The organism is Microcoleus sp. B5-D4 (assembly GCF_036705145.1).
Lineage (GTDB): Bacteria > Cyanobacteriota > Cyanobacteriia > Cyanobacteriales > Microcoleaceae > Microcoleus.
In genome coordinates this window covers 34697-60712 of sequence record NZ_JAUBTV010000010.1, presented here as the reverse complement: position 1 = coordinate 60712, position 26016 = coordinate 34697, and the positions used below count along the sequence as shown (strand labels likewise).

25 protein-coding genes are annotated in these 26016 nt (G+C 45.7%); 15 read left to right on the top strand and 10 right to left on the bottom strand.

What is annotated here, in order from left to right; genetic code table 11:
- Positions 1 to 166: 166 nt before the first annotated feature.
- The 4 genes from QUB10_RS07180 to topA form a co-directional block, all read right to left on the bottom strand.
- Positions 167 to 1351, bottom strand: coding sequence for a restriction endonuclease (locus QUB10_RS07180; protein WP_333200815.1), 1185 nt, complete (start codon positions 1349 to 1351; stop codon positions 167 to 169).
- 29 nt (positions 1352 to 1380) lie between these two features.
- Entirely contained in the window at positions 1381 to 1833 is a 453-nt protein-coding gene (locus QUB10_RS07175) for an HNH endonuclease signature motif containing protein (RefSeq protein WP_333200814.1), read from the bottom strand.
- Positions 1824 to 2069 carry a hypothetical protein gene (locus QUB10_RS07170; protein ID WP_333200811.1) on the bottom strand — a complete coding sequence of 82 codons (246 nt, stop codon included), beginning with the start codon at positions 2067 to 2069 and terminating at the stop codon, positions 1824 to 1826. The genes QUB10_RS07175 and QUB10_RS07170 overlap by 10 nt, the downstream gene beginning before the upstream one ends.
- 191 nt (positions 2070 to 2260) lie before the next feature.
- Positions 2261 to 5086 carry a type I DNA topoisomerase gene (topA, locus tag QUB10_RS07165; protein WP_333200809.1) on the bottom strand — a complete coding sequence of 942 codons (2826 nt, stop codon included), beginning with the start codon at positions 5084 to 5086 and terminating at the stop codon, positions 2261 to 2263.
- A gap of 436 nt (positions 5087 to 5522) precedes the next feature.
- On the opposite strand from topA, the gene QUB10_RS07160 reads away from it, so the two are divergent.
- Positions 5523 to 6296 (top strand): VOC family protein, encoded by a 774-nt coding sequence (locus QUB10_RS07160; protein WP_333200807.1) that lies wholly within the window; start codon positions 5523 to 5525, stop codon positions 6294 to 6296.
- A 61-nt stretch (positions 6297 to 6357) separates the two neighbouring features.
- Here the strand turns inward: QUB10_RS07160 and QUB10_RS07155 are convergent, their stop codons facing one another.
- Together QUB10_RS07155 and QUB10_RS07150 are read right to left on the bottom strand one after the other, a co-directional pair.
- Positions 6358 to 6513 (bottom strand): hypothetical protein, encoded by a 156-nt coding sequence (locus QUB10_RS07155; RefSeq protein ID WP_333200805.1) that lies wholly within the window; start codon positions 6511 to 6513, stop codon positions 6358 to 6360.
- 111 nt (positions 6514 to 6624) lie between these two features.
- Positions 6625 to 6915 (bottom strand): hypothetical protein, encoded by a 291-nt coding sequence (locus tag QUB10_RS07150; RefSeq protein WP_333200802.1) that lies wholly within the window; start codon positions 6913 to 6915, stop codon positions 6625 to 6627.
- A 265-nt stretch (positions 6916 to 7180) separates the two neighbouring features.
- Here QUB10_RS07150 and QUB10_RS07145 point away from each other — a divergent pair, with 265 nt between their 5' ends.
- The 4 genes from QUB10_RS07145 to QUB10_RS07130 all read left to right on the top strand — a co-directional run bounded on the left by QUB10_RS07145 (position 7181) and on the right by QUB10_RS07130 (position 11691).
- On the top strand, positions 7181 to 8752 hold the full coding sequence (locus tag QUB10_RS07145; protein ID WP_333200940.1) for an NAD(P)H-quinone oxidoreductase subunit N: 1572 nt from the start codon (positions 7181 to 7183) through the stop codon (positions 8750 to 8752).
- Between the two features lie 153 nt (positions 8753 to 8905).
- Positions 8906 to 9502, top strand: a complete 597-nt coding sequence (locus QUB10_RS07140; RefSeq protein WP_333200801.1) for a Uma2 family endonuclease — start codon at positions 8906 to 8908, stop codon at positions 9500 to 9502.
- Positions 9503 to 9638: 136 nt separating this feature from the next.
- Positions 9639 to 11249 carry a cyclic peptide export ABC transporter gene (locus QUB10_RS07135; protein ID WP_333200799.1) on the top strand — a complete coding sequence of 537 codons (1611 nt, stop codon included), beginning with the start codon at positions 9639 to 9641 and terminating at the stop codon, positions 11247 to 11249.
- The gene (locus QUB10_RS07130; protein WP_333200797.1) at positions 11239 to 11691 is read left to right on the top strand and encodes a GNAT family N-acetyltransferase; all 453 of its coding nucleotides are present in this window, start codon (positions 11239 to 11241) and stop codon (positions 11689 to 11691) included. The genes QUB10_RS07135 and QUB10_RS07130 overlap by 11 nt, the downstream gene beginning before the upstream one ends.
- 2 nt (positions 11692 to 11693) lie before the next feature.
- On the opposite strand, the gene QUB10_RS07125 is transcribed toward QUB10_RS07130, so the two are convergent.
- Both QUB10_RS07125 and QUB10_RS07120 read right to left on the bottom strand, forming a co-directional pair.
- Positions 11694 to 12053, bottom strand: a complete 360-nt coding sequence (locus QUB10_RS07125; RefSeq protein ID WP_333200795.1) for a Spx/MgsR family RNA polymerase-binding regulatory protein — start codon at positions 12051 to 12053, stop codon at positions 11694 to 11696.
- Positions 12054 to 12152: 99 nt separating this feature from the next.
- Complete coding sequence (locus QUB10_RS07120; RefSeq protein ID WP_333200793.1) at positions 12153 to 12596, bottom strand: DUF4332 domain-containing protein; 444 nt, start codon at positions 12594 to 12596, stop codon at positions 12153 to 12155.
- A 69-nt stretch (positions 12597 to 12665) separates the two neighbouring features.
- Here QUB10_RS07120 and QUB10_RS07115 point away from each other — a divergent pair, with 69 nt between their 5' ends.
- The 6 genes from QUB10_RS07115 (at position 12666) to QUB10_RS07090 (ending at position 20228) form a co-directional block, all read left to right on the top strand.
- Positions 12666 to 12878: a hypothetical protein gene (locus tag QUB10_RS07115; RefSeq protein WP_333200791.1), complete on the top strand. Its 213-nt coding sequence runs from the start codon at positions 12666 to 12668 to the stop codon at positions 12876 to 12878.
- Positions 12879 to 12993: 115 nt separating this feature from the next.
- Entirely contained in the window at positions 12994 to 14382 is a 1389-nt protein-coding gene (locus QUB10_RS07110; RefSeq protein ID WP_333200790.1) for an aminopeptidase P family protein, read from the top strand.
- 184 nt (positions 14383 to 14566) lie between these two features.
- Entirely contained in the window at positions 14567 to 16129 is a 1563-nt protein-coding gene (locus QUB10_RS07105) for an adenylate/guanylate cyclase domain-containing protein (RefSeq protein ID WP_333200788.1), read from the top strand.
- Positions 16130 to 16339: 210 nt separating this feature from the next.
- Positions 16340 to 17326, top strand: a complete 987-nt coding sequence (locus QUB10_RS07100; RefSeq protein WP_333200786.1) for a GntR family transcriptional regulator — start codon at positions 16340 to 16342, stop codon at positions 17324 to 17326.
- Positions 17327 to 17510: 184 nt separating this feature from the next.
- Positions 17511 to 18185, top strand: coding sequence for a nitroreductase family protein (locus QUB10_RS07095; protein WP_333154114.1), 675 nt, complete (start codon positions 17511 to 17513; stop codon positions 18183 to 18185).
- Between the two features lie 153 nt (positions 18186 to 18338).
- Complete coding sequence (locus QUB10_RS07090; protein WP_333200784.1) at positions 18339 to 20228, top strand: hypothetical protein; 1890 nt, start codon at positions 18339 to 18341, stop codon at positions 20226 to 20228.
- Between the two features lie 59 nt (positions 20229 to 20287).
- Here QUB10_RS07090 and QUB10_RS07085 read toward each other — a convergent pair whose 3' ends face one another.
- Positions 20288 to 20926 carry a Uma2 family endonuclease gene (locus tag QUB10_RS07085; RefSeq protein ID WP_333200782.1) on the bottom strand — a complete coding sequence of 213 codons (639 nt, stop codon included), beginning with the start codon at positions 20924 to 20926 and terminating at the stop codon, positions 20288 to 20290.
- Positions 20927 to 21104: 178 nt separating this feature from the next.
- Positions 21105 to 21884, bottom strand: a complete 780-nt coding sequence (locus QUB10_RS07080; RefSeq protein WP_333200780.1) for an ABC transporter permease — start codon at positions 21882 to 21884, stop codon at positions 21105 to 21107.
- Between the two features lie 127 nt (positions 21885 to 22011).
- On the opposite strand from QUB10_RS07080, the gene QUB10_RS07075 reads away from it, so the two are divergent.
- From QUB10_RS07075 to QUB10_RS07060, 4 genes are all read left to right on the top strand, one after another.
- Entirely contained in the window at positions 22012 to 23169 is a 1158-nt protein-coding gene (locus tag QUB10_RS07075) for a DegT/DnrJ/EryC1/StrS family aminotransferase (protein WP_333200778.1), read from the top strand.
- Positions 23170 to 23380: 211 nt separating this feature from the next.
- A complete protein-coding gene (locus tag QUB10_RS07070; RefSeq protein WP_333200776.1) occupies positions 23381 to 23503 on the top strand; it encodes a hypothetical protein in 123 nt (40 codons plus the stop codon).
- A 145-nt stretch (positions 23504 to 23648) separates the two neighbouring features.
- Positions 23649 to 25325, top strand: coding sequence for an AarF/ABC1/UbiB kinase family protein (locus QUB10_RS07065; protein ID WP_333200773.1), 1677 nt, complete (start codon positions 23649 to 23651; stop codon positions 25323 to 25325).
- A 116-nt stretch (positions 25326 to 25441) separates the two neighbouring features.
- Complete coding sequence (locus QUB10_RS07060) at positions 25442 to 25861, top strand: hypothetical protein (protein ID WP_445300361.1); 420 nt, start codon at positions 25442 to 25444, stop codon at positions 25859 to 25861.
- Positions 25862 to 26016: the final 155 nt, after the last annotated feature.

Sequence of the window (26016 nt, the reverse complement as noted above, 5' to 3'; positions counted from 1 at the left end):
GTTTAATTGTGGAGCTATAATGGAAAGGTTCAACATTAAATCTGAAGGGGGCATTAATGCTACCAGTTAAGAAAGAAAAGAGTAAGAGTCATAGCAAGAATTTCCTATTTTGAACAGGCAAGATGCCTGTTGCACAATAATTATTGGAGATGTCTAATGATCATTATTAATCAGCCCAATCGTAATACTGAGGTATACCATCCCAAAGAGAATAACCATCTAGATTTCCCCAAAGATAAAGTTCACCATCATCTTTGTACTTCTTTTTTGCTCTGAACACCTTTTCTGCCTTTAAATAGGAAAGAGCAGCAATCCCTGTATCTGGTATCTCGTATCCTCGAAGAGGATCACCAACTATACTGACCTTAGTCGTTGGGAGTTCCATGAGTAAAGCAGCTCCTTTTGACTCTCGAAGAACTATCGCAAAACAGTTCAGAATCATCCCATAGTATTTAGTAGCATGAAAAATCTTACCTTCCAGCCCATCTGTTAAACCATTTAAATTGAGTAAATATTTCAAGTGGTCAGGTTTTACTAGACTAGATTTATCACGAATAATACGCTCGGCGGCGTAAAAAGACCAGCGACTCACCTCATCTGAAGTTGCTAATTTTATCCGTGTCTTTTGTCTAGCGGCGAAGCGTTGAGCACAAGGCAAGTATCGTGAAGTTGTTACAAAGAGTCCTTGATTTGCTCGTTCGTCTTCAACAACAGCACTTAAAGCTTGTACTGCTTGAAGATCGATTGGATTGGATGTGGCGTATCTCTTAGCTTGCACTAGAGTCACAACTTCACCAATCACATCGTTAGAATACAGGCGAATATCTACACCACCGTCAGATCGACCAGAACCAAGTTTAGTGTGATACCCGTTATTACGAAATATCCCATCAAGTAAAACCTCAAACTTCCTGGGATCGAGGTGGTATAAATCATCAGGAGATTTATGAAACCGTTCATAAACCTCTTCATACAGATCCGAAAAATCTGGTTGTACTAAATCGCAAATCCATCGCCATTCAAAGTAGTTACGATATGCTTCTTCTAACTCTTCATCATCAATAACCCAAAATGTAAATACTCGCCATCCCTCATTCTCGAAGTAGAACCCAGTATTCCGAGTTAGTTCGTCAAATTCATCGTATAGTTCATTACATAAGTCATTTAGAATTGCGCCAAGTTGCCCAGAAGCACAGAGAACTAAAACGCATGGATTTTCTGGTGGTTCATCATCAAAATATTCATTCCATGACTTAAATTCGCAATCGTCCCATAATTCTTTTTGTTGCGCCCACGAACGGATAACTGATTTGAGGTCTTCAATATTTTTCTCAAGGCGAACGTCTTGCATATGATTAAAATCAACTGTTCTTATCAATATTATGAATTTTGGCGAGGATCGCCAGAGGGAGGATGCCACCCTGCCCTAACCCATAAACGACGAGCTCTGATAATCGCTCCTTCATTATGATATAGATCGTTAAGGTCTAATCGCTCGCAGGTTCCCCTACCTGTTGGAGTAATACCCCTTATTTCTAAACCATCCGCAGACCAGTTAAAATGCTCAGACCATTGCTGTTGACGGGGGTTAAACAAAGTTACTTCTTGTTCTGTTTCTGGGTCAGTACCAGTGACAAAATTATAGCGATTATTATTACAGCGATGACAAGCTAAAGCTAAGTTTTCAAGCTCATCGCTACCACCAATCGAGCGAGGTAAAATATGATCTATCGTAAATAGAGTAGAGCTACTTTCTTCCGCTGAATGGCAATATTCACAAAGAAAATTAGCTCTACTTCTTACTAAATTTCTAGTAGCGCGGTTTACGGACATGAGGCTGCTATAACTTTAGCGTTAATTAAGGTAAAAATCCGATCTAGTTCTAGTAAGCTTGCTAATTCTACAACCTCTTCGGAAGTTAAAAGATTAGCCTTTTTTCTGTCGGCTAGTTCTTCTAATCGGGCTTGCAGGTTTTCCGTAAATTTGAATAAGTAAAGATTTCTGACTTTCTGAATCGAAATCTCACGATCGATCCAGTAGGAAGGTTGTACCATAAGTTCAGATATCATGGTGATTAAATTACTCCAATTACTACATGGATAGTCTTGATTATATCATGAGAACGAAAGGATTACTTTAGAAAGAGCCGACCTACTTACCCACGGCGCGATCGAAGAAACCGGGTTTTTTACCGAATCTGTCTGCTCAAACAAATTATTGCAAAAAACCCGGTTTCTGACCGTACAGTGCCTAAATCCTGCTAACTTGACTTAGTTGTTTTCTTGGCTGTTGTCGCAGTCGCAGCCTTCTTTGTCGTGGTTTTCTTCGCCGCAGTCTCGGTCTTTTTAGCAGTGGTTTTCTTCGCCGCAGTCTTCTTCGTTGCAGTTTCCGATTTCGCCGCAGTTGTCTTAGTTGACTTCTTCGACTTGCTGCTAGATTTTCCGCCGCCCGCTGCTTCCTTTGCTGCTAACAAATCCAGTGCTTTTTGTAAGGTGAAATTCTCCACAGATTCATCCTTAGCCAAAGAAGCATTGATATCGCCGTGTTTGACGTAGGGCCCATAACGGCCGTCGTAAACATTGATCAGTTCTCCCGATTCTGGATGCGCGCCCAATTCCTTCAAAGGTGTAGCTGTTTTGCTGCTGCCGCGGGCGGCTTTCGGTTGCGCTAACAATTCTAATGCCCGATCGAGCCCTATAGTCAAAACATCATCCGGCGGTTTGATCGATCGATAATCTTTCCCCACCTTACCTTGGTCATGCACCACATAAGGCCCGTACATCCCCAAATTAGCTTGCACCTTCGCCCCCGTCTCCGGGTGAGTGCCCAACAACCGAGGTAAAGTCAACAAACTCACCGCCATATCCAGCGTCACGTTATCCTTATCCGTCCCCTTCGGTAAAGAAGCCCGCTTCGGTTTCTTGTTCGTTTCCGAAACATCCCCTAACTGAACGTATGGCCCATAACTGCCAATAAGCACATAAATCGGTTCCCCAGTTTCCGGGTGAAGACCCAATTTTTCCGGGCCTTCCGTCTTTTGTTTTAACAGAAACTCAACTTTTTCCGGGTCTAAATCTGCCGGAGTCAAATCCTGGGGAATCGACGCTTTCACCTGGCCTTCTTCGTTTTCAGATTCGAGGTAAGCGCCGTATTTACCGATGCAAACTTTTGCCGTGATATTCTCTAATACCACAGTTCGGGCAACTTTCGCGTCAATCTGACTTTCCTGTTCCTTAACTTGGGTAGCGAGCCCGGTTTCGCCTGTATAAAACTTTTGCAAATACGGCAGCCATTTCGCCTCGCCGGTGGCAATTTCATCCAGGGTTTGTTCCATTCGGGAAGTAAAACCGGTGTCTACTAAATCGGGAAAATGTGTTTCCAATAAAGTCGTGACGGCGAAAGCGGTGAATGTCGGAATTAGGGCGTTAGCTATTAATTTCGCATATCCCCGATCGACAATTGTACCGATAATACTCGCGTAGGTACTCGGACGGCCCACGCCTTCGCTTTCCAACATTTTAACGAGTGAAGCTTCAGTGTAGCGGGCGGGAGGTTGAGTTTCGTGCCCAACTGCCCCTAAATCCTTACAATTAGGTTTATCCCCCACCTTCAGCGCCGGCAAAATTACCTCTTGGTCTTCCAACGCCGCATCTGGATCGTCGGAACCTTCCACGTATGCCCGCAAAAAGCCCGGAAAATCAATGCGTTTGCCGCTGGAACGGAAACCGGCATCTTCTACCTGAGTTTGTACAGTGACGTGAGTTTGGCGGGAATCGGCCATTTGAGAAGCCACAGTCCGCTTCCAAATCAAATCATAGAGGCGGAAATCAATCCCATCCAATCCGGTTTGCTGGGGAGTCCGAAAAGTGCTGCCGGCAGGACGGATAGCTTCGTGGGCTTCCTGCGCGCCTTTGCTTTTCGTCGTATATTTGCGGGGTTGGGGGCTGAGGTATTCGCTGCCGTAAAGTTCTTGGACGCAACTGCGCGCCGCTGCGATCGCCTGTTCGGACAAATGCACCGAATCCGTCCGCATATAGGTGATAAAACCGCGTTCGTAGAGACTTTGGGCAATTCGCATGGTTTCCCGCGCACCCAGCCGCAGCTTGCGGTTAGCTTCCTGCTGCAAAGTCGAGGTCGTAAACGGTGGCGAAGGTTTGCGGGTGACTGGCCGTTCTTCGAGATTGGTGACAGTCCAAGGTTTGTTTTGAATGCGTGAGAGTAAAGCCCGCGCCTGTTCTTCGTTCAGCAAAAGTACGCGGCGGCCGGAGATAATTTGCCCGGTATTTTCATCAAAATCGCTGCCGTTTGCAACTTTCACATTGCCGACAGTCACGAGTTTGGCATCAAATGCACCCCCCTGTCCCCCCTTACCAAGGGGGGGATTGTCCGAAGCCCCCCCCTTACCAAGGGGGGGATTGTCCGAAGCCCCCCCCTTACCAAGGGGGGGGTTGGGGGGGGTCAAAGTTGCTTTTAAATCCCAGTAACTACCTTGGCGGAAAGCGCGGCGTTCCCGTTCTCGGCGCACCAACAGGCGTACAGCGACTGATTGCACCCGGCCGGCCGACAAACCCCAAGCGATTTTTTTCCACAGTAGCGGGGAGAGTGTGTAACCGACGAGTCTGTCGAGAATGCGGCGAGTTTCCTGGGCTTGTACAACTCGATTGTCGATATCGCGGCAGTGAGTTAAGGCGTCGCGGATTGCTTCGCGGGTGATTTCGTGAAACACCATCCGCTTGATGGGCACTTTGGGTTTGAGGATTTGCAGCAAATGCCAGGAAATGCTTTCGCCTTCCCGGTCTTCGTCAGTGGCTAGAATCAGTTCTGTGGCGTCTTTGAGGGCGTCTTTGAGTTCTTTAACAATTTTCTTTTTATCTTTCGGGATGACGTAGAGGGGTTCAAAGTCTGCTTCCACGTTTACGCCCAGTTGCGCCCATTTTTCTCCTTTAACGGCTTCTGGTATTTCTTCGGCGGAGGATGGTAGGTCGCGGACATGGCCCATCGATGCCTCTACACGGTAGGTGGAGGGCAGGAAGTTGCGGATGGTACGGGCTTTGGTAGGAGATTCGACGATGACTAAGGTTGACATGGCATCTTTTAAATATGGATGGCAGCGCAGCTAGAGGGTCTAAGTTAGAGAGTTTAGGTCAGATGTCAAGGTTTCTTTCAACTTTGGGCGATTATTTTCAAACTACCTTAATTTTTAACTTACTGCCGATCGGGTGGCAGGTGACAATATGATGGGATTTTACTGCTTTGGGGGCAGAGGCTGCGAATCGCGTCTCTACAAGATGCACGGGATGATGACCTGACTTTAGCAGAATTGTCGCTAACTGGATGTTGAGACTGCTGGATGCGGGCGGATGGTTCCTCAATCTGCTTGTAACTTGAAGCTTGGGGAAGGTTGGGGCGATCGATTTTAGATTGGGAAAGATTGACTGAGTAGAGGTTTGGGACTATCGATTTTAGATTTTAGATTTTAGATTTTAGATGGGGAAAGATTTACTGAGTATAGGTTTTGGACTTTGGTACAGTACGCTGTGCAGCATCAGCGTGGCGATCGGAAAAAAAGCAATCACAGAGGATTAAAATTATTTGAGCGATCGATCGATTCTCTGAACAATGCTATGACATTTGAATTCGACCATCTTTTCATCCTTACTGATATTGGTGCTTCGGAAGCTAATCGTTTATCCTCATTCGGTTTAGTTGAGGGTGCATCTCGCATTCATCACGGACAAGGTACAGCCAATCGCTGTTTCTTTTTCCATAACGCAATGTTGGAATTGTTATGGATTCACGATCCAAAAGAGGCGAAGTCTGAACCAATTCATCTGACTCGTCTTTGGGAGCGATCGACAAATCGGAATAATGGTGCGTGTCCGTTTGGCATCTGTTTGCGTCCACCCAAAGGTTCTGAGGACACAGTTGCATTTTCTAGTTGGGCATATCGTCCACCTTATTTATCTGAAACGATGAGTATCGCGGTGGCTACAAATAGTGATGTGTTGACTGAGCCCATGCTTTTCCAAATTTCCTTTAGTAAACGTCCCGATCAATACTCTGCTGATAAGTCACAGCCTTTGGATCATGGTGTTGGTTTCCGCGAAATTACTCGCGTAGAATTAGTCAGTCCTGCTGCCAATAATCCGTCACCGGAACTGCAAGCAGTGCTTGAGAGAAATCCGCTAAAGTTACGGATAGGAACCGAGTATTTTGTGGAGCTTGGTTTTGATGGAGAAGTGCAGGGACAACAAATAGATTTTCGGCCGGGATTGCCGCTTATTATCAGTTGGTAAGGTAAGCTGTAGGAATCATACCCGTAAGCTGATGAGCTAGGGCATGAACAATTGCTAAAAATTAGGCGAGTTCCTTCGTGCCATTTGACATGGGACGCTTGTGAAAAATTACTTTTCTGGTTGCTGTATGCACGCCTCTGTATTCAACATCACCCGGATTACCAATACATGAAGCCTCGACGCAAATACTATCTACGATCGGTTTACTTACAGGCATAATTTTTCCTCTTGCCTTAGCTTGATATTTCCCACAAAGTTGGTGGATGCTATTTATAGCAAACTACAAAAAACCTTGTGACATCCTTCTGAAAAATCTGCGTCTGCTTCCTCAAAGTCGATATTTCTCAATGCTAAATGGGTAATTTTTTGCTAATCTTGCCGCAACATTCCCGAAGCTTTCGTCAGTTCCCAAAAGACGCCCCGTAGAACCAACAACCTCCGCAGCCATCGCCGCTAAACTTGTTCCGGTGGCGATATCTAGAACAAGCTTGCCCGATCGCACTTTTGTCAATTCTACTAACCGAGTTGCAGCCTGTTTGTGAAATTCATTCTCGTAGTCGGGGCGGTTGTTGAAGCCCTTGGAAGTCTGCCGTTTGTAGGCACTTAGCGAGTCAGTCATGCCGAATTACTGGTTTAACTTTCTACATTGTGGCAGTTATGGTCGATCGCGACTCTCGTCGGAGGTGACATCAGTCAGCAATCTCTACAATGCCCGCAAATGTATGCAAAACCGCTACCGAGTATCAACTCTCCGGCAACAAACACCCGCCCAATTGGGATCGCGAAGCTGTAATCCGCTACAATCTGTGTTTGGTAAAGAATTTTTACAAGTTCACAGCCCATTACAGCCTTTGCGGCTTGTACTACCCAACCTGCCTGAAAATATGGATTTTGCTACTCTTGCTGCCCAGCTAAATGCTGGAACTATCTTGCCAGAGGGAATTGTCATCATCACCCTCTTGGTGGTTCTCGTCGGCGATTTAATCGTAGGCCGCAGTTCCTCGGGTTGGACTCCCTACGTTGCCGTTGCGGGTTTGTTGGCCGCCGTCGCTGCCTTGTGTTTGCAGTGGGATAACGTTGATACCATCTCGTTTCTGGGCGGTTTTAACAGCGATGCCTTGAGTTTAGTGTTTCGTGGCATTATCGCTTTGACTGCGGCTGTCACTATTTTGATATCCGTCCGCTATGTACTGCAAACTGGTACGGCTTTAGCGGAATTCATCGGCATTTTACTAACCGCTACTTTGGGGGGAATGTTCCTCAGCGGCGCTGATGAATTGGTGATGATTTTTATTTCGTTGGAAACTCTGAGTATCTCGTCTTATTTGCTGACGGGTTACACAAAACGCGACCCGCGTTCCAATGAAGCTGCTTTGAAATATTTGTTAATTGGGGCTTCTTCTTCGGCGGTGTTTCTCTACGGGATTTCGCTGCTGTACGGGTTGTCGGGCGGCGAAACTCAGTTAAGTGCGATCGCGGCTAACCTTTCTACTGTGAATGATGGTCAATCCCTCGGTTTGGTGATTGCTTTGGTTTTTGCGATCGCCGGAATCGCTTTCAAAATCTCTGCGGTTCCCTTTCACCAGTGGACTCCTGACGTTTATGAAGGTTCTCCTACACCCGTTGTTGCCTTTCTTTCTGTCGGTTCCAAAGCAGCCGGTTTTGCCCTAGCAATCCGCTTGCTAACAACTGCTTTCCCCGCACTTATCGAACAGTGGCACTTCGTGTTCACGGCTTTAGCCATTCTCAGCATGGTGTTAGGAAATGTGGTTGCCCTCGCCCAGACTAGCATGAAGCGGCTTTTGGCTTATTCGTCGATCGCCCAAGCCGGTTTTGTGATGCTGGGTTTGATTGCAGGAACAGAAGCCGGTTACTCCAGCATGATATTTTATCTGTTGGTTTACCTGTTTATGAACTTGGGTGCTTTCGCTTGCATCATCCTGTTCTCCCTGCGGACTGGAACCGACCAAATTAGCGAATACTCCGGTTTGTACCAAAAAGACCCGCTGTTAACTTTAGCCTTAAGTATTTGCCTGCTTTCTCTGGGTGGAATTCCGCCCCTGGCTGGATTTTTCGGCAAAATATATCTGTTCTGGGCCGGCTGGCAAGCAGGACTTTACGGCTTAGTTATTCTGGGATTAATTACCAGCGTAGTTTCGATTTACTACTACATCCGCGTTGTCAAGATGATGGTAGTAAAAGAACCTCAAGAAATGTCAGACGCGGTAAAAAATTATCCCGAAGTTCGCTGGAATCTTCAGGGAATGCGGCCTTTGCAGGTCAGCGTTGTACTCACCTTGGTTGCGACAACATTGGCGGGAATTTTGTCTAACCCTTTGTTTAATTTGGCTAATGATGCTGTTACCAAAACTCCCATGTTGCAGTCGGCATTGAGTCATGTGCAACCTGTTGTGGGTGCGAAACTTGAATCTAATTGGGTGTCTCGCCGGGATTAATTTTTCCGGGTTTTGAAATAGTGGAAAACGCCTGACTCTTTGCGGTTGGGCGTTTCTTTTTTGTTGTGATATACTATTAATTATGATTTTTGACCGCAGATGTAGGCAGATCAACGCAGATTAACGCAGATTAAAGTTAGTACAGAGGCAACAATGTTAGTACAAAGTAAGGAAAAGTTTTATACTCCAGATGAGTACCGGGAGTTAGAGGAAACTGCTGAGTTTAGAAATGAATACCGCGATGGAGAAATTGTACAAATGAGTGGTGGTAGTATTAATCACAGCCGGATTATCCGAAATTTGAGTAGAGTCTTGGGAAATTTGCTTGAGGGGCAGCCCTATGAGCTTTTTCACAACGATTTGCGGTTGTGGATTCCTCGGTATCGACGGGGAACTTACCCGGATGTGATGGTGATTGAAGGGGAGCCAGTTTTTACCGAGGGACGCAGTGATGAGATCCTCAATCCGATGCTCATCGTGGAAGTGCTTTCTAAGTCTACCAAAGATTTTAATCGAGAGGATAAGTTTCGGTTTTATCGATCTATCCCTGAATTCTGTGAATATGTGTTAGTCCATCAATCTGAGTTTTTAGTCGCACAATATATTAAAACCGAATCGAATGAATGGTTATTTCGGGAATATGAGGGAGAGACAGCAACAGTTTCTTTTGCTTCCTTGGGAGTGCAAATGTCGATGAGCGAGATTTATGCAAAAGTGGTATTTGAAACCTCTGAAGCAGAAGTACAATAATCTAATTAATTGGTAGGTTTCTGCAAATCCCCGACTGCTGAATAAAATTCATTGGCGATCGAGATTGTAACCAAGAATTAGGGTATTTACTTGGTTTATTCCAGAGTTTCACAAGTTAAATTAAGAGTAAAATTAGATGAATGTAATTTGGTTACTGTTAAAGGCTTCTTGGTTAAATGTTTCCATTGCCATACTCACAGGCTTAATCAGCGGCGGTTGCAGCGCTATGTTAATTTCCCTAATTAACCGTGCAATCAGTGACAATTCCAATGGTAATTTAGTCTGGTATTTTGCGGGATTAGCAATCTTGGCTCTTTTGAGTGGCTTTGTCTCCCAATTTTTGTTAATCTACCTTTCTCAAGAAGCTGTTTACAATCTGCGTCTGAGTTTGAGCCGTGGCATTTTGTCTACTCCTTTGCGGAATTTGGAAGAGTTGGGCGCTAACCGCTTGCTGGCAACTCTGACTGATGATGTGGGAACGCTTTCTAATACTATATTTTTGATTCCTTTTCTTTGTGTTGATATCGCCGTTGTCGTGGGCTGCTTAACTTATTTAAGCACGATTTCTGGGACGGTTTTTGTTGTTGTCTTTGGTTTTCTGGTGCTGACGATTGGCACGGTGCAGTTGTTGCTCAGCAAAATGCGGAAATTCTTCGATTTAGCCAGAGAAGAACAAGATATATTGTTTAAGCATTTTCGCAGTATTACTGATGGAATTAAGGAACTAAAACTGCATTCCTTGCGCCGCCAAGAGTTTTTTACGGAACAATTGCAGGTGAGTGCTGATGCTTCCCGCGATTATAACGTGACTGCTTTGAATACTGGTGCAGTTGCGATGGGAGTTGGGCAGTTGCTGTTTTTTATGCTGATGGGTTTGTTGTTATTTTTTTTACCCAAATTTGTGCCGATTTCTACTCCGGTTTTGTCAGCTTACATTCTGACAAGTACCTATTTGATGTCTCCGTTTAACAATATTTTGCAAAGGTTGCCGGCGCTTTTTCGTGCTAATACTTCGGTGGAAAAGATAGAGAGAATGGGATTGGCTTTGGCGAGTCAATCTGAGATGAATTCAACGGTTAAACCGTTTCAAAATGCTGAGTGGGAGACACTGGAGTTAAATCGAGTAATTCACAGCTATCCGGGAGAAAAAGAAGACAGCAATTTTAGTTTGGGCGAGCTGAATTTGAAGTTTCATCCGGGTCAATTGGTGTTTATAATTGGCGGTAATGGCAGCGGGAAGTCTACTTTAGCTAAGTTGATCACTGGTTTGTACATTCCTGAATCGGGAGAAATTATCCTAGATGGCCAGCCCATTACTGAGGAAAATCGAGAGTGGTACAGGCAGCATTTTTCTGCTATTTTTTCAGATTTCTATCTGTTTGAAAGGCTTTTGGGGATGACTAATCACGATTTGGATAAGCAGGCGGCTGAATATTTGCGAGAGTTTCATTTGGAAAATAAGGTTCAGGTGAAGGATGGAGTTTTGTCAACTACGGCTTTGTCTCAGGGACAGCGAAAGCGGCTGGCTTTGCTGACGGCGTATTTGGAAGATAGACCGATTTATTTGTTTGATGAATGGGCTTCTGATCAAGATCCGTTTTTCCGGGATATTTTTTACAAGCAGTTGCTACCGGAGTTGAAGCGGCGGGGGAAAACGGTGTTTGTGATTAGTCACGACGATCGCTATTTTGATTTAGCCGATCGCGCAATTAAACTAGATTACGGTAAAGTAGAGTATGACCGATAAAATGGATAACTACCGAATTGTCGAAACTTTGACCGAAAGCCAGGTTTCCGACTTGATGGATTTGTACAAAAACGAGTTTTGGAGCGACAAGCGGACGCGGGAGGATGTTGTGAAAATGCTGGCGGCGACTGATGTTATCATTGGTTTTGTCGATGAGAGCGATTCCCTGCGGGATAGCTACGCTTCACGACTAATTGGCATTACCCGCGTCATCACCGATTTTGTCTACAGAGCGATGATTTTTGATGTCATTGTCAAGCCGACGCACAGAAAGATGGGACTGGGTGCGAAGTTGATGGATGCAGTTTTAAATCATCCAGAATTGCAAGCTGTCGAGAACTTTGCTCTTAATTGTTTGCCAAACATGATGCCGTTTTACGAGCGTTGGGGTTTCACAGATGATGTGGGCGAAATTAAGTTTATGCGGCGAACAGCAGGCTGAACTCAGCCCTTTGAAAGCCCCAATCTTTCTAGAATTACGTCTTCTTTGAAACCTACTAAAACAGCCGTTCCATCTTTAACGAAAAGAGGACGTTTCAGCAGCATCGCATCCTTTGCAAAAGCCTCTACCCACTCTTCGCTAGTCCAATTATTCTTGTGCTCGCCCAAAGCGCGGTAAGATTGACCGGAAGTATTTCGCATGGGTTGAAAACCCACAGCAGCTACCCAGCTTTGAATTGTTTCGCGAGTCGGCGGCTGTTCTTTTGTGTTAATGAACTCGTAATTAACATCGCTATCTTTGAGCCACTGGAAAGCTTTTTTGCAGGTGCCGCAGTTCGGTATTCCGTAAACTTGAATTGACATAATAATGACTGTTGACTGTTGACTGTGGACTGTTGACTGTTGCCTAATAACAACTAGCAAATGACTACTGACTAATGACTACTGACTAATGACTACTGACTAATGACTACTGACTAATCTAGCTTGTTGAACCCATTTTTGCACGCGATCGACTGAAGGAGTCAAGTCATTGCGCTGCATTGTCGCTACGTGCAGCCTTAAAACTTGTTGGTGCAATCTCTCCACGGGCATTTGAGCCAATTGAGCCGGAGAAGCAACGCCGGCGTGCAGTAACAGCCCGCAATACTGACACCCTACACTTGGAATTCGAGCCAAATTTGCCATCGCTACCCATTTATTAATATATTGAATGTTAATCTGTAATTGATTGGCTAGCAACACTTTCGCCGCTTGCGTTTTCGTCAGGCGAATTAGTTGTCCGGTTGTGGTGATGCTGCACTCTTCCAGTTGAGATTGGTTTTCCTTGCTCAATCCCGGTAAATGTGCGATCGGCCAGTCGCGTACTTGCACAGAAGTTTGAGGAGTTTTGTGAGAAATTTTCATGTTTTTTCACTTAATTTTACTTATACTTTAAAGTCTCATATATCAAACAGTCAATAGAGGCGATCGCTCATGTCACAAAATCAACCACAACCAAACAAACGAATTTGGCTGGTGGCGGCTGTTGCCGCCTTGCTGCTAATTGTCGGTGGAGTAGCACTTTCAGCCTTTTTGTCCTCGCGCCCAGACAGCATCCCGGCCCAAGAAAAGCAGGATGATGATGACGACAAAGACGATAAAAAAGACAGCAAGCAAGACGATAGCCAGAAAGAAGATAAAGATTAGACTTTGTGAAAAATGGCTGCTAATTTTGAAGTCTGGACTTTATTTATTTAATGCCAAGAATTGAATGACTGAAGTCCTTACTGCAAACCCAAGTCTAAATAATCGGTTTTTACCCATGAAAATTACAAACAGCGATAAATTGTTAGCAAATAGTTTACACCAACGGCGGCAAAAACTGGCCGGTTTAATTAATTTTCCGGTAATTTTATGGTCGGGGCGCAGCATTCCTCGCAATTATCCGGCACTTACTTATCCCTTTCGTGCCAGTAGTCACTTTCTATATTTTGCTGGTTTGCCCTTAGAAAATGCTGCCATTCGCTTAGAATCGGGGAAATTAGAATTGTTCTTAGATGACGCACCTGCTAGCAGCACTCTTTGGCACGGAGAAATGCCGAAAAGAGCAGAAATTGCCGAAATAATTGGGGCTGATGCTGCTTTTCCAATGGCCGAATTGAAAGCGCGATCTACAAATGCAGCAACAATAGCCGTTCAGGATTCTTGGACTCAGTTGCAACAGTCTCAAATTCTCGCTCGCCCTCTGGCATCGCCGAAATCGCCAACAGGAATCGACCTAGAATTAACCAAGGCAATTATATCTCTGCGCCTGAGCCACGATGCAGCCAGTTTGGTCGAATTGCGTCAAGCTGCGGCTGTTACTGTAGAAGCTCACAAAGCGGGGATGGCGGCAACTCGAAATGCTCAAATTGAAGCAGGGGTGCGCGCTGCAATGGAAAGTGTCATCATCTCAGAAAACATGACCTATGCCTATCCCAGTATAGTTACAGTACACGGGGAAGTTCTGCACAGCGAACATTATCACAATCCCCTACAAACCGGAGATTTGTTGTTAGCAGATGTTGGTGCGGAAACATCAACGGGATGGGCGGCTGATGTGACTCGCACTTGGCCGGTTTCTGGCAAGTTTTCTCCGACTCAAAGAGCGATTTATGATGTAGTTTTGGCAGCACACGATGCTTGTATTGATAAAGTTAGTCCGGGCGTGGAATATCAAGATATTCATTTGTTAGCTGCTCGGATTATGGCGGAAGGATTGGTTGATTTAGGGATTTTGCGGGGGAATGTTGAAGATTTGGTAGAAATGGATGCTCACGCGCTATTTTTTGTACATGGTATCGGGCATTTAATTGGTTTAGATGTTCACGATATGGAAGATTTAGGAGATTTGGCGGGCTATCAAGAAGGAAGAACAAGAAGCAGTCGGTTTGGGTTGGGATTTTTGCGGCTGAATCGAGTTTTGCGTCCGGGAATGCTAGTATCGATCGAACCGGGATTTTATCAAGTTCCGGCAATCTTAAATAACCCCGAAAATCGTGCCAAATATGAAGATTTCGTAAACTGGGACGAGTTGGAAAAATTTGCCGATGTGCGGGGGATACGCATAGAAGATGATATACTTGTCAGCGAAAAGGGGAGAGAAGTTTTGACAGGCAAATTGCCGACCCAAGCTCCGCAGATTGAGGAGTTAGTTGCAGTAACTAAGTAAGTATAGCCGAGTTCGATCGCACATAGGCAGTTCCATTAAAGGTGAAAATAAATAAATAAAGATGAAGAAAGGTTGGCAAACAAGTCTTTTGATATTAGTTAAAAAAGTGATCTCGCAAGTCAGAAAATTCGCAGCAATAATACTTCCACGCAGTGTTCGTAAACCTATATCCTCGCGGCCTCCGATGCAAGCTGCACCTTTGCCCAGCAACGAAGAAGAGAGGCTAGAAGCACTTCACCGCTACAACATTCTCGACACAGAAGCCGAAGCAGCTTTTGATGACCTAACAGCTTTAGCATCTTATATTTGTGGCACTCCGATTGCTTTAGTAAGCTTAATAGATTCTAACCGACAGTGGTTTAAATCCAAAGTTGGTCTGGAAGCGCCCGAAACTCCGAGAGAGTTAGCTTTTTGCGCCCACGCTATTTTAAATCCCAACGAATTGCTAGTTGTACCCAATGCTCTAGATGACGATCGCTTTGTCGGCAATCCGCTAGTAACTTCCGATCCAAATATTCGGTTTTATGCTGGAGCCCCGCTAGTAACTCCTGACGGTTATCCGATCGGCACTTTGTGCGCGATAGATACAGTTCCTCGTAATCTCACCCCACAACAGCTAGAAGCGCTGCGGACTTTAGGACGGCAAATTATCAACCACATGGAGTTGCGAATAAATATAACTAAATTAAAGCGCGCACAGATCAAGAACAAACAAGTAGAAGAAAAACTCCGTTCTACAGACGAGCAAATTGTCAATTTTTTAGAAGGAATGAGCGATGCTTTTTTTGCTTTCGACACCCAGTGGCGATTTACTTACGTCAATTACAAAGGATCGCAATTTTTGAAGCGATCGCAGGAAGAACTTTATGGTAAAAATTTTTGGGAAGAGTTTCCCGAATTCGTGAATTCTGATTTTTATAAAGAGTATCATGAAGCTGTAGCTAAACAAATTGGAGTTGCTTTTGAAAAATATTATCGTCCCTTAAAAGTGTGGTTGGAAGTCAGGGTTTTCCCTTCTCATGACGGCATTTCTGTGTTTTTTCATGATATAACTAAGCGCAGGCAGATGGAATCTGCACTCAGAAAAGAACAGAAAAAAACTGAAAGTTTACTGCTAAATATTTTGCCAGAACCGATCGTCGATCGGTTGAAGCACGAACCGGGGGTGATTGCAGACAAGTTTGAAAGAGCAACAATTCTTTTTGCTGATTTGGTGAATTTTACCCAAATTTCTACCACCATGTCCGCAACTAAATTAGTGTACTTGCTGAATGAAATTTTCTCAGCTTTTGACCAACTGAGTGAGAAGCACGGCTTAGAAAAAATCAAGACGATCGGGGATGCTTACATGGTAGCAGCCGGTATTCCCATTGAACGCCCAGACCACGCAGAGGCGATCGCCGAAATGGCGCTGGATATGCTAGCAGCAATTAAGGAATTAAATGTGAAGCTAGACGCGAAATTTGACCTCCGCATCGGGATTAATAGCGGCCCGGTGGTAGCGGGGGTAATCGGCACTAAAAAATTCATTTACGATTTGTGGGGAAATGCGGTAAATACAGCCAGCCGTATGGAATCTCACGGCATAACAGGTCGCATTCAAGTCAGTCACTATACTTATGACTTACTGCAGGATAAATATGAATTTGAAGATCGTGGCGAGATCGAGATTAAAGGTAAAGGGGAAATGCGGACTTATTTGCTGACGGGCAGGAAAATAGCAAGCGATCTGAAAATCTCAGCGTAAATAAAACTAAGACTTGAAAGTACCTGATTGTTGAGGGAAACTCCCCAGGCTGCGATCGATCGCCTCGAAGGCGCGATCGTCCGCTCGGCAGAACGGCTGCTGCAGATCAACCAAATAAGATTATGCTAGAGACAGAGATATCGGAGCAATCCTAGGCGCGGTACTCGACATTATATAAATACTAAGTTGAAGTCGTCGGAGCCTTTAATAATGGTTCAATTTCATATTCAAACCGATAGCGATATTCCAGCATCCACCCAACTATTCAATCAAATCAGGTTTGCGATCGCCTCGCGACAATTTCCGCCCGGACACCGCTTGCCCAGCACCAGACAGCTAGCCATGCAGACGGGTTTGCACCGCAACACCATCAGCAAAGTATACCGCCAGCTCGAAAATACCGGACTCGTAGAAGCCCAAGCAGGATCGGGCATTTACGTCCGCGCTCAAGGCAACGAAGTTGTAGGCAACAAACTCAAATCTCCGATCCTCGAAGAATATCCCCTTGCCAACAAAATAGTACAAGGAAGTATCGATCAACTGCTGGAACAGGGCTGTACCCTCAACCAAGCGAGGGAATTATTTTTGGCCGAAATTGACTGGCGGCTCAGGTGCAGCGCCCGCGTGGTCGTCACAGCCCCCACAGAAGACATCGGCGTGGGTGAACTGATGGCGAAAGAACTAGAACAAGCTCTCCGCATTCCCATACAGTTAGTGCCGATGGAACAGCTAGGTACTTTTTTGGATCAAATCTCTTCGGGAACTGTGATCACGAGTCGATATTTTATCGGAGAAGCAGAATCGATTTCGGCACCGCGTTCGGTGCGAGTTATTCCCGTAGACATCTATGACTACAGCCAGGAAATCCAGCTAGTCGGGAGTTTGCCGAAAGACAGTTATTTGGGTCTCGTTAGCCTGAGTCCGGGAATGCTGCGATCGACCGAAGTCATCATCCACAGCATCCGGGGAGAGGATTTGCTGGTGATGACGGCCTTGGTGTCAGACGAGTACAAGATTAACTCGATCGTGCGATCGGCCAGAACAATTTTTTGCGACCAACCGAGTTTTGCTACAGTAAAAGCTGCCATCAATGCGGCTAGAGAAGATATTATTCGTCCTCCGCAACTGATATGCTCCGAAAATTACATCGGATCTAAGTCGATTAATTTGCTCAAGCGTGAGTTGGGCTTGGGGTAAGTCAGTTGACAGTTGACAGTTGACAGTTGACAGTTGACAGTTGACAGTTGACAGTTGACAGTTGACAGTTAGCAGTTAGCAGTTGACGGTTGACCGTTGACCGTTTGCAGTTGATAGTTGTTGTTCTAATTTCCAATCACCAATTCTCAATTACCAATTACCAATTACCAATTACCAATTATCCATGACAATTGAAATCCAACCTTCAATTAATGTTAAAACGGCGATCGAAAGCCGGCGGGCCGCGCGCAGCTTTCAACCCGATCCGATTCCCCCAGCAATCTTGGCAGAGATTTTGCGATTGGGAGTGCGATCGCCCTCTGGTTACAACTTGCAGCCTTGGCGGTTTATCGTACTTCAAAACGCAGCCAGCAAAGAAAAATTAAAAGCTTGCGCCTTCGATCAGCGCCAAGTGGTAGAAGCCCCAGTAGTATTAATCTGTTGTGGCGATCGGCGCGCCGCCAGACCCGAAAACACCGAAGCCGTCATCGAATTGGGCAAAACCACAGGCGCAATGAATGACAATTTAGCAGGTTATATGCGACAAGCAATCCCGCAATTGTTCGAGAACCGTCCCTGCTTCGAGTCCCTAGAAGCTTGGACAAACAGACATACAATGCTCGCAGTAGCCCACTTAATGATTGCAGCTAAAAGTTTTGGGGTAGACAGTTGTCCGATGGAAGGTTTTGTCAGCGCTAAGGTGAAAGAAGCCTTTCAAATTCCCGAAGAAGTAGATGTTTGCTGTTTGCTGCCGCTTGGTTATGCAGCAGCACCTTTGAAACAATATGGCGGGCGTTTTGACGTGACTCAAGTTTATTACAGCGAAAGTTATGGACAGGCTTTGCAAGCTGAGATTTGAGAGTTAAGATTTTGAGAGTTAAGATTTGAGAGCTGAGAGTTGAAGGAGTCGGTACAAGTTCAAACCAATCGGAAATACCGACGATTTCGCAATCCGAAATCTAAAATCTAAAATCTAAAATTTCAAGTGGTGAGATCAGACAGAGGAGAAAATATGACAGCAGCAACGATCCAAAGCAACGCCCAAATTCTCGAAGTAAAATTGCAGCAGCACTTGCAAGCAGCCGGATTTAAAAACTTACCGCTTTATATTAGTTGTGATTTTCGAGATGAATCTTTAACGGTTGTGGGAGAACACCCGCGCAGTTTAGTTCTCAAAGCCAAACCGACTTTTGCGGTGCTAGAAGCAGCAATTCTCGAAATAGAACCAGAATCTATTCAACAGATTGGACTTTGCCTAAAAATTACCGGGCAAAAACAGCCTTATGCTTTCCATTCTTTTACCATGCACCACCCTGTTTTGTCAAGACCAAAAACAGTGCTGTTGTTCAAAAAAACCGAGAATCTCCCTGCTGAAGAAACGGGGATAGTCTTAACAGAAAATGTGGCCGAGACGGCGGATGTAGAGGAGGAGATACCCTTAGAAACGGATGATAAAGATGCGTGGGATGAAGAATATTTCCCCAATTTGTCGGAGAGTTCCAGCAATTCCGATCCGATCGCCTTTAGGGTAGCTGCAATCCCGGCAGATATTGGAGACAATCCCTTCAATCCGCTGGATATGGAAGCGGTAACAGTTCCCCAAAAACCCAAGCATTCACCTTTTGCGATGCTGGCTGCTGCAGGAATGGTCAGTGTCGCCGCGCTAGTTTTGGCCGGCGGTTATTATATGCTGAGCCGGCCCTGCGTCATCGGAGGATGTAGTGCATTAGCTAATGCCAAACAGTTGAGCGAGAATTCGACGAAGACGCTGAAAACGTCAAAAGTTGCCAACAGCCCCCAAGAAGCGCAGAAACAGTTAAAACAGGCGATCGCCCTTTTGGAACCGATTCCCTCATGGTCAATTCATCGCGGTGAAGCTCAAAACGCTCTGGAAAGCTACCGTTCGCAAAATCAGAATTTAAACTCTGCGATCGATGCAGCGCGCCTCGCACAGTCAGCAGCCCAGAAAACCCAAAATCCGCCTTATTCTGCCGAGGACGGGCAGGAAGCGCAAGCTCTGTGGCAAAGTGCGATCGCCGAACTCGGAGAAATCCCCAAAGACAGCCCAGTTTATCCCTTTGCTCAGAGAAAGACAAAAGAATACCGGAAGAATGTAGCAACAGGAAATCGGCAGTTAAGCACAGAGAAAAAAGCCGAAAAAACGCTGCTCGCGGCCAAAAATACAGCCCAAATAGCAGAAGCTCGCGAAGCCGTAGCTCAGACAGCCGAGACTTGGGCTCAAGTGCAATCAGGTTGGGAAGAAGCCCTCGTAATCCTATCAGAAATTCCCACGGGCACGACATCTTACCAACAAGCTAAACTGCTAGTTCCCAAATACGAAACCAAACTTTCAGAAGCTCGCGAGCGCAAAAATGTCGAAGGAATTTCGGAAAATGCGTATACTCAAGCTGTGACTTTAGCAGCGGAAGCTCAAATTTTTGAGGGCAAAAACGCCTGGTTTAAAGCATCAGAATCCTGGCGAAGAGCTTTGAGTTACGCGGAGCAAGTGCCGGCGGCAACTGCCTATTCTCAGAAAGCCCAACCGCTGATAGCTTCCTACAAAACTTCATTGCAGCAAGCAGAAGTAAGGTTGCAGGAAGAAAGGAACCTGCAAAAAGCCCGCACTGATTTAGATAGAACTTGCAAAGGCAACCCCAAGATTTGCGACTATACTGTTAGCAAAGGTTTGATTGCCGTGCAGATGACTCCAGGTTACGTGCAGAAGCTGCAACAAACCTTCATCCAAGCAAACAACAACAATGCTGTGAAGACTCGCCAAGCTGTAGAAAACCACGTTCAAACATTGCAAAAAGCTTTGGAGGCGATCGCCGAAAATGCCAAAATCCCGATGCAGGTGTACGATGGCGAAGGCAAGCGGATTGGGAGTCACGAACCGAAGTAGTTGTAGTTGTAGGGTGCGTGAGGGCGAAAAATTTGTCAGAGCGATCGCAATATTTACACTCACGCATCGCCAGCAATTTCACCGGGGGTCAATCCAGCTTGAAAAACTTGTTTCGCCGTCAAATTCAACTCAGGAAAAGTGGGCGACTCTATTGTCTCATCTCCCCGAAATAGACTAACTTCATACTCACCATCAACCAACTGATAAATCGAAATAGTCGGTTGCTTGGGATTCCCGATAAACCTACGGCCGCCCAAACCGAGATGATCCACAATCCAATATTCAGGAATCCCGATTAGTTCGTATTCGCCTACTTTTTTGATGTAGTCATCTTGCCAATTCGTGCTAACGACTTCAACAACAAGCGGAATTGATGCCCCTTGAGTCACAGTGGAGAAATTTTCCCACAGAGGTTCTGATGCTAAATTGGTTTCATTTAAGATCAGAATATCAGGTAAATAAGCTGACTCATTTTCCAGTGGCTTAACTAATGCTTGTTTAGGGATGAAGTATGGAAGGTTTAATCGATCGAATTGCGCGGTCAATTTTCTGGCTGAAAAACCGACAACTTTTTCATGCTTTCCTAATGGCTGTGACATTTCAACAATCTCTCCATTGTGCAGTTCATAACGTCCGTTTTCTGGCTTCCATTCCGCAAATTCTTCAAAAGTTAGCGTTTTAGTTGCTGTTTGAATCATGGTTATTCTCCTTAGTGATGGCTAGGGCGGGCTAGAAGCCCACCCCACAAGATAACTCACTCTTTGTGGAACAGGCATCTTGCCTGTTCATAAAAATACTGCCACATACAAGTTCCTACCTACATTATATTATCAATTCCCAATGCCCAATGCCCAATGCCCAATTCCCAATTCCCAATTAGCATTTGATCAATTGTGCATCTTGATTGAAAAACTTCCGGGACAATCCCTCAGTCAACAGCAGAGTTGCGATTACAGTTGCCAGCGCTAACACAAACATAATCAAAATCTGGTAAGATGCTGCATCGAGAGGACTGACACCGCTCAACATTTGACCTGTCATCATTCCGGGTAAAGTCACGATTCCTACCACCGTCATTGTATTTAAGAGGGGGATTAATCCAGCTTTGATGGCATCTTTGCGGTATTGTTTGACTGCTTGCTGCGGCGTCGAACCTAAACTTAAATGGGTTTCTATTTCTAAGTGGCTGCTATTAACTGTACTCACAAGTCTTTCGCCCGCGATCGCCCCGGAATTCATGGCATTGCCCAATATCATACCCGCTAAAGGAATCAGGTATTGCGGTTCGTACCAAGGGTCAGGTTGCAAAATTAGCAAGTTTGTATAGGCAAGAGTCAAGGCCGTACTGATAAAAATTGAACCCCAAACTAAGGGCAGTAAGTTCTTGATTTTTTTGCTGATGCGGTTGCTGGCAACCATGCTAGCAGTTGTCAGCATGATTGCTAAAACTGCTAAAACCAGCCAAGGATTTTTCCCCTCCGGGTCAAATACGACAGCGAGCACGTACCCGACTAAGATTAGCTGGATCAGGGTGCGCCCCGCCGCGATCGCGATCGCCCCCTCCAGCCCCAATCCCTGCCACGCCGAAAGCCCGATCGCGATCGCCACCATCCCCAAAGCCCAACCCAAATCTGTAAAATCTAGCTCAATTAACACCGGCCCACCCTTTAGATAACGTGATTGTTTGCCTGTCCAAATATAAGATATTTGAATAAACGTTTCAGGGAAACAGTTTTGCTGCAAGAATTTGCTTTGATAATGCTTGAAATTTATGGTGTGAAGAGTGAATAATGTTCCCCCCCTCGACTTAACCCGCCAATACGCGCAGATTGGCGACGAGATAACCGCTGCGGTGCAAAAAGTGCTTGCCTCTGGCGGCTACGTAGGCGGCCCGGCCGTGAAGAGTTTTGAACGAGAGTTCGCCGACTACACTGGAGTTTCCGAGTGCGTTGGCTGCAACTCCGGCACTGATGCGCTGATTTTGGCTTTGCGAGCTCTCAAAATTGGCCCTGGCGATGAAGTGATTACCACTCCTTTTACCTTTTTTGCTTCGGCTGAGACAATTAGCGCCGTCGGTGCAACTCCGGTGTTTGTCGATATTGACAGCGAGACTTTTAATCTGGATGTCGAACTCCTCGAAGCGGCAATTACCGACAAAACCAAGGCAATTATGCCCGTCCACATCTTCGGCCAACCGGTAGACATGACTCGGCTGATGGAAATTGCGACTCGACACAATTTAGCCGTAATTGAAGATTGCGCCCAGTCTGTCGGGGCCGAGTGGCAGTCTCGAAAAGTCGGCAGCATCGGCCATGTCGGCTGCTTCAGTTTTTATCCGACCAAAAATTTAGGCGCTTGCGGTGACGGTGGCGCGGTGACGACAAACGATCCAGCCCTCGCAGCAGAAATGCGAATGCTCAAAGAACACGGACAGTCTTCTAGGTATTTCTACGAAGAAATCGGCTACAACAGCCGTTTAGATGCCCTGCAAGCGGTGATTCTCAGCATTAAATTGCGGTATCTCGACAGTTGGAACGCCCAGCGACGGGAGAAAGCGGCACTTTACAGCGAATTTCTCTCGCGCGTGCCCGGAGTTGCCGTCCCCAAAGAATTGCCGTTCGCAAAAGGAGTTTGGAATCAATACACGATCCGGCTGACAAGTCCAGAAGACGGGCAAAATCTCTCTGGCGATTTTCGAGATTGGATGCGGGCTCAGTTGCAGGAATGCGGCATCGGTTCGATGGTTTACTATCCGTTACCTTTGCACCTGCAACCTGTTTACAAATCTTTGGGTTATCAAGCAGGTCAGTTGCCAAAGGCTGAGCAAGTTTGTCGCGAAGTCTTGTCTTTGCCGATGTTCCCGGAACTGTCGAGGGATCAACAAGAGCGGACGATTTATGGTCTGAAAGATTGCTTGGCAAAGGCCGATCGCATCCGGTAGCTGTGGCGCGATGGCATCAGTGAGGGAAATGCAGGAGGAGAAAAAAATTGCAGGGTTGCATTGCTGTGAGAATGTGCAGCGTTCAGGGAGAGCTGTTAAGTATTTTGACCGATCACTTGTACTTTTATGTACTATATTTAATGAAAAGAAACAAATTTAGGCTAGCAATCCGCCTCGCACGGGTGCATTTTCCGCTCGCCTAAACCTTGCAGTGCGATCGGTCAATGATGAAGAAGGAAGTTCGGCAACGGATTCTGTAACGGATGTAACGGATGTAACGGATGTAACGGATGTCAGGAAGAGGAAAGAGGGAAGAGGGAAGAAGGAAGAATAATTAATGTTTTAACTTTGAATTTTCGACTTTCAATCCCCGATGCTTTTATGCCCGATGGCCGATGGCCGATGGTCGATGGCCGATGGCCGATGCCCAATTCTCAATTTAACCTGTAATTTTCAGAAGATAAGAGGAAAATAAACGAGTGCCTCAGTATCAATTCACTCAGGCTAGACGCTACGATCCACAAGCGATCGCTCAGTATTACCGCAAACGTCCTTGGAAAGCAATTTGGCGCGCAATTACCGTTATTTGGTCTTTTGCAGGCTTTGTGCTGGGGATGCTGTGGGACAGTTGGCAGCATGAAGTCGCAGCACACCAGCCGGAACGGGCCACCCACCTGCGACAAATACTTACTCGCTTGGGCCCCACTTTCATTAAAGTCGGCCAAGCCCTTTCTACCAGACCGGATTTGATCCGCAAAGACTTTCTCGAAGAATTGATCAAACTTCAGGATCAATTGCCGCCGTTTGACTCGGTGCGCGCTTTCGAGATTATTGAAGCGGAACTCGATCGCCAAATTAGCGAAACCTACAGCGAAATCTCCCCCGAACCTGTCGCCGCGGCAAGTCTCGGTCAAGTCTACCGAGCTCGCCTCCTCACCGGGGAAGCAGTAGCAGTCAAGGTTCAGCGACCGAATTTGCTGCCAGTCTTGAGCCTTGACCTTTACTTAATGCGCTGGGCGGCTGGATGGTTGGGCCCCTTGCTGCCGCTGAATCTCGGTCACGACCTTTGTTTAATAGTCGATGAATTCGGTATCAAATTGTTCGAGGAAATTGATTATATCAATGAAGGACGCAACGCCGAGAAATTTGCTACAAATTTTGCCGACGACCCGACAGTAAAAGTTCCGAGCATTTACTGGCGTTATACTTCAAATTGCGTTCTCACTCTCGAATGGATTGACGGCATCAAGCTGACAGATATGGCAAGTGTTAAAGCCGCAGGTTTGGATACCGATAGTTTAATTGAAGTCGGAGTCCGTAGCGGTTTGCGGCAGTTGCTGGAACACGGATTTTTTCACGCTGACCCCCATCCGGGAAATCTGTTTGCCTTAGCGGACGGCCGCATGGCTTACATTGATTTTGGGATGATGGATCAGATGGAAGAAACAACTAAAGAAACTTTGGTTGATTCTGTCGTTCATTTGATCAACAAAGATTACTTACAGTTAGCCAAGGATTTTGTCAAACTTGGCTTTTTGACGCCAGATACAGATATTATGCCGATCGTCCCGGCGTTGGAATCTGTACTGGGTGATATTGTCGGCGAAAAGGTGTCAGATTTTAACTTCAAGACGATTACAGACCAGTTTTCGGAGTTGATGTACGATTATCCTTTCCGAGTGCCGGCGAAATTTGCCTTAATTATTCGCTCTCTGGTGACAGAAGAAGGTTTGGCCCTGACGCTGAATCCGAATTTCAAGATAGTCGAGGTGGCGTATCCTTATGTAGCACGGCGTTTGTTGAACGGAGAATCTCCGGCACTGCGGCGGCGTCTGATTGAGGTATTATTCAAAGATGGCAAATTCCAGTGGAACAGGTTAGAGGACATGATCGCGATCGCCCGATCCGATCGCAGTTTCGACTTGCTCCCCACAGCACAACTAGGCTTGCAATTTTTGCTGTCCGAGGAAGGGTCGTTTTTGAGACGCCAGCTAATGTTAGCTTTGATTGAGGACGATCGAATCCACACCGAAGAAGTTGGCAGCCTGTGGAACTTAGTCAAGGAAGACTTGCAGCCCAGTCGCCTATTCAACGTTGCTCTAGGCGCTTTGACGGAGTTTTCCACAGCAGGAGCAGCCGCGCTAACTCGATTTTAGTCATTAGTCATTGGTCATTAGTCATTAGTCATTGGTTATTTATTGGTTGTTAGTTGTTGGTTCTAATAACTAATTCCCCATACCCAATGCCCAATGCCCTGTTTGGCCAATGCCCCATGCCCAATTCCCCATTTCCTATTACCCAAATTAAGGAATTATTCGTGTATTATTTTCCAGAACCTCCCTATTTTTTAATGTCGGCTGGATTACTAGCAGGTATGGCCTCCGGCGTAGCATTTGAAGCAACTCTCAAACAATCCGTACAACAGTGGTCTAAAAATCGTTCTACTCGCACCTTGGCTAACCTGCCAAGGCTGCAATTGGTCATACCTTTTCTGGGAATGGCTGGCGGTATTTGCGTATTTTTAGCTTCGGGGATGGAGATTTTTGGCTTCCCCAAACTACTTTGTTATGCCCTAGCTTTGCCACTGACGGTACTGACTGGCTGGCTAGTTTGGACTCAGCTAGGTAAGCTTTTGATCGAGTTAGAACGCGGAGGTTCCCAAGCGCTGGATTTAGATTCTTTTGAACAATGAAAGTTAACTATCAACCTCTTTTGTGAGAAGCAAAGGGGTTGATAGTTATCTAAGATTATCCTAACTTGAGGCTTTTTGAACCGCAGAGAACGCAGAGAACGCAGAGGAAGAGAAAGAAGAAGATGACAACTTAGGCAATAATTTGTGTAATTTTT